The 3,291-nt window shown below is 62.3% G+C and carries 7 protein-coding genes and 1 pseudogene; 5 read left to right on the top strand and 3 right to left on the bottom strand.

The genetic code is table 11. From position 1 onward, the window contains the following. On the bottom strand, positions 1–729 hold a 729-nt coding region (locus QTI17_RS34895), incomplete at its 3' end, for a YuxH family protein (RefSeq protein WP_503011168.1). Between the two features lie 13 nt (positions 730–742). Here QTI17_RS34895 and QTI17_RS34890 point away from each other — a divergent pair. From QTI17_RS34890 to QTI17_RS34880, 3 genes are all read left to right on the top strand, one after another. Next, positions 743–907 (top strand): hypothetical protein, encoded by a 165-nt coding sequence (locus QTI17_RS34890; protein ID WP_286538759.1) that lies wholly within the window; start codon positions 743–745, stop codon positions 905–907. Positions 908–1,025: 118 nt separating this feature from the next. Further along, a complete protein-coding gene (locus QTI17_RS34885; protein WP_286538758.1) occupies positions 1,026–1,304 on the top strand; it encodes a hypothetical protein in 279 nt (92 codons plus the stop codon). A 322-nt stretch (positions 1,305–1,626) separates the two neighbouring features. Next, positions 1,627–1,824, top strand: coding sequence for a hypothetical protein (locus tag QTI17_RS34880; protein ID WP_286538756.1), 198 nt, complete (start codon positions 1,627–1,629; stop codon positions 1,822–1,824). Between the two features lie 10 nt (positions 1,825–1,834). Here QTI17_RS34880 and QTI17_RS34875 read toward each other — a convergent pair whose 3' ends face one another. Continuing rightward, complete coding sequence (locus QTI17_RS34875) at positions 1,835–1,999, bottom strand: hypothetical protein (protein ID WP_286538755.1); 165 nt, start codon at positions 1,997–1,999, stop codon at positions 1,835–1,837. A 202-nt stretch (positions 2,000–2,201) separates the two neighbouring features. Between QTI17_RS34875 and QTI17_RS34870 the strand changes: the two genes are divergently transcribed. Both QTI17_RS34870 and QTI17_RS34865 read left to right on the top strand, forming a co-directional pair. After that, positions 2,202–2,372: a hypothetical protein gene (locus QTI17_RS34870; protein ID WP_286538754.1), complete on the top strand. Its 171-nt coding sequence runs from the start codon at positions 2,202–2,204 to the stop codon at positions 2,370–2,372. 79 nt (positions 2,373–2,451) lie between these two features. After that, positions 2,452–2,643, top strand: a complete 192-nt coding sequence (locus QTI17_RS34865; protein WP_286538753.1) for a hypothetical protein — start codon at positions 2,452–2,454, stop codon at positions 2,641–2,643. Between the two features lie 166 nt (positions 2,644–2,809). On the opposite strand, the pseudogene QTI17_RS34860 reads toward QTI17_RS34865, so the two are convergent. Then, positions 2,810–2,975 (bottom strand): annotated as a pseudogene (locus QTI17_RS34860) (IS5/IS1182 family transposase); the annotation flags it as partial. Positions 2,976–3,291 lie beyond the last annotated feature (316 nt).

Raw genomic sequence — 3,291 nt, 5'->3', positions numbered from 1 at the left:
CGCCTGCATCAGACGGACGATCAGCATGGCTTCCGGCTGCAAGGTGGCCCCCGCTTGCGTCGTGGGGACGATCGCTTCGCTGCCCTGCACGAAAACATCAAGGCGACGCGCGGCGCAAGCGGCGAAGTCCTGCCAACTCGCCATGCGGGTGGCAATGGGCTGAATGACCGGCGTCCCCAGCGGCGGCTCGCGCCGCACGCTCGTGACGAGTTCGGGACGGCCGTCTCCCACATCCACGCAGGTGATGATGGCGCACAGCTCGACGTCTTCGGGGAGCGCCTCGGCGCCGCGCAGCATGAAGCCATATCCCTGTGCGCGAAGGCGCAGCAGCGTCGACCGGATGTTCGCGTTCGTCAGGTCGTCGAGGTCCATGCACAAGACGACATTCTTCGGTGGCAAGGCCTGCAGCTCCTTCAGGCTCAGTCCGTCGGCTGTCATGTCGAAGAAGAGGGCCAGGCTGCCAAGGCGCCATCCGGTCTTGGGGGGATTGAGGTTCGTTGCGGCGCAGGAAAGGAGGGCCCGCAGGCTCTCGAACGCGGTTGGCTCGGCGCCATGCGCCATGCGCCATGCGAGCCTGTAGCCCTTGACACGCTTCTGGGCATCCAGCAGCAGGGTATAGGTCACGAAGCCGCCTGACTCGGGGTGCATCGCCTCGTTGGCTGCCGGCGCGCGCGCCTCGATCGGGCACACCGGAGCGTCGCTCGGGCGCCGAAAGAAATCAAATCGCATGATGTTTGGAGTGATGAACCAGTTCGATCTGCCCCATTCCGGCTGTTCGCATCTGGCCAGGACGATTGTTGGCAGTCCGGCCTGCGGCGACCAGAGTCAGATCGTGCTGATTCGATCGGACCGGTCCATCGGCCCGCCCCTGGCTCGGAACTGGACCGATGCAATGCGTTCAAACTGACCCTGTGCAGCCCGTGCCCAACGGACAACACTTCCTTCGCTAGCGATTCGTTGTCGGACGAAATCACTCAAAGAAGCTATCAAGACGGATTGGCATTGACATGAAGGAAGTGACTGCTATGAAGAATTCTCTCGATCAAGGAGCCGCGGCCGGTCCGATGCCACAGCGGCTCGACCGGCAGACCCGTGCAGCGGTTTCGTTTGCACGGATCAAGGATGCCCTGCACCACGCGGCCGCCGAATTGAAGGCCGGCCGGTGCGTGACAGTCTGGCCCATCGACGCCGCGAACTGCAGGTTGGTGGCATGGGATTTTGACAAGCAGGCCGACGATGCGCACTTCGCGCCCACGGTCCCACTTGAGCTCGACCTCCCGGCCAAACGAGGGGCTTCTTTCTGAGCCTGAGTGGCCGCGGCCGATCCGATCGGGTGCCGCTGCACGTCCAACTTGCGAACTTGACCCTGCGGGGGTTATCAGCCATTTGCGACTGCCGGCGATGCGGCCGACAGAGAACTGGGGATCTCCACGGCATTGAATCGCGTGGCGTATACCGTGCAAGCTGCGAGCTTCCCTCGCCGAATGCGGCCGCGAATGCGTGGGGACGTTCCAGCGCGCGCGATCGAGACCGAGGCTGGCCCGACGAGGCGTGGCAGGGACCGCTTGCGTCAAGCCCCGCCTCGCGGACCTTCTCCTTGTTAGTGGTGCTGCGCGAGCCCTTCAGGTGAAGCTCGGCGTCGGTGGCGAGATCGCCGAAGGCCGTGACGGCTTCCTTGAGTTGAGCTTCCGTCACATCGAGCTTCGTGCCCATTCGGCGATCGAGGCGTTCGAATTCAGCTCTACGCTGCCGGGGCCGGTGGAATTCGGGGCGATGGTGGTATCGGTCGAACATCTCCGGCGCGGGCCCGACCGCGGGCCTTGATCCGCCCGTCCTAGTCGTGATCGTCTGAGTGCGGCGAGTTCTGCGCCTTTTCGGATTTGACGGTGCCTTCCTCGGTGTGAACCTCCGCAACGCGCAGCTGCGCCTCGTTGCGAGCCTGCTCCAGCAGTTCATCGGTTTTCTCTTCGGTCGTTTCGGGTGCTGGTTGCGAGGTCATGGAAACTCTCCTTGGTGATCAGGCAGCTTGACGCAAATGCAAGATGTTCCTGTAAGACGAAGGCGCGGGATGCGCTCGGAACCTCTCGGCCGACGGTTCAATGGCCTCATGGCCTCCGCTTCGATCCAAACGGTGCCCTTTTGCTGCAGGGACGGCGCTTCGTCCCACACTCACCTTGCTCGGGCACGTGCAAGGTGGCTGCATGACCGATCCACGCAATGTCGCGCACGACAAAAAAGTGCAACAGGAAAAGAAGCATCGCGGCGAGGAGATCGCCCCCGGGGCCGAGCACACGCCGCAGCCCGGTCAGAAGCCGGCCCTCAAGCACGTCGACAAGCAGGACGTGGACAAGGAGGAGACGGACCAGGCGTAGGCCTGAAGCTATGAGCTGAACCTTCAGTTCCTGGCGGGGCCTGTACGCCCAGGAAACGGCCAAGCCCGATGACCTGTACATGAGCTTTGAGCTCGGCGACAAGCAGTGGAAGCTAAGTGTTGGCGACGGTCGCAATACGGTGAGTCGATTCAGCATCGCTGCGAGCGACCAGGTTGCCGTGACCGACTGCATCGTGCGAGCCGGCAAGCGTTTCAAGACGCCTGCGGATGCTCATGTGCACACGTGCTACGAAGCCGGCGTTCCCCATTGAAAGGGGCGTTTGGAACACAGCGGAAGGGAACACTTGTCGACGGCAGCCGTTTCCGAGGTCGGCTGCGTGGCGAGCGGTGGATCGCCCTTGTCGTCTGATTGCAGGGGAGGGCGCTGACCATCGTGTTGCGGATGGAGACAGTACATGCTCAGCGTTCGAGGAACGCCGATGGGCTGTCGGTCAACGCGACCGCTGGTGGGGTACAGCGGCTCAATGACTGCGATCAACCGCGACCACGGGACGACGCGCTCCATCTCGGCCAGGAACTTCTCGCGGCGCGTGCGCTTCTTCTTCAATGCGTACTCGGCGCTGGCAAAACTGCGTTGGTTCATGTCGGTCAGGCCTCAAGAATCTGATCCTCAGATGCATGCATAGGCCGTGCCGGGATTCGTGAATAAATCAGCGTTTCCCTAGCGAAAGTGGACGAGTTTCAATGAGTCGAAGGAATTCTCAACTTGCCACTCGGCAGCGCGTAAAGCGCAGTCGTCCACGACACCTTCAATCATGTCGCCAAGAAGTCGGGGGCTACCGCTTTAGCAGGTTGCTGAAATACCTCACCGGATGGTCCCCCGAAATTGGGCCTGAGGCGTTGTCTTTGCAGACCCACGAAACCTGCTCCGATGCGCGGACCTGACACATTCACCGAAG

It is taken from the genome of Variovorax sp. J31P179, from assembly GCF_030316985.1.
GTDB classification, from domain to species: domain Bacteria; phylum Pseudomonadota; class Gammaproteobacteria; order Burkholderiales; family Burkholderiaceae_C; genus Variovorax; species Variovorax ginsengisoli_B.
Note: the sequence above shows the minus strand (reverse complement) of the source record. Positions and strands in the feature narration are given on the sequence as shown.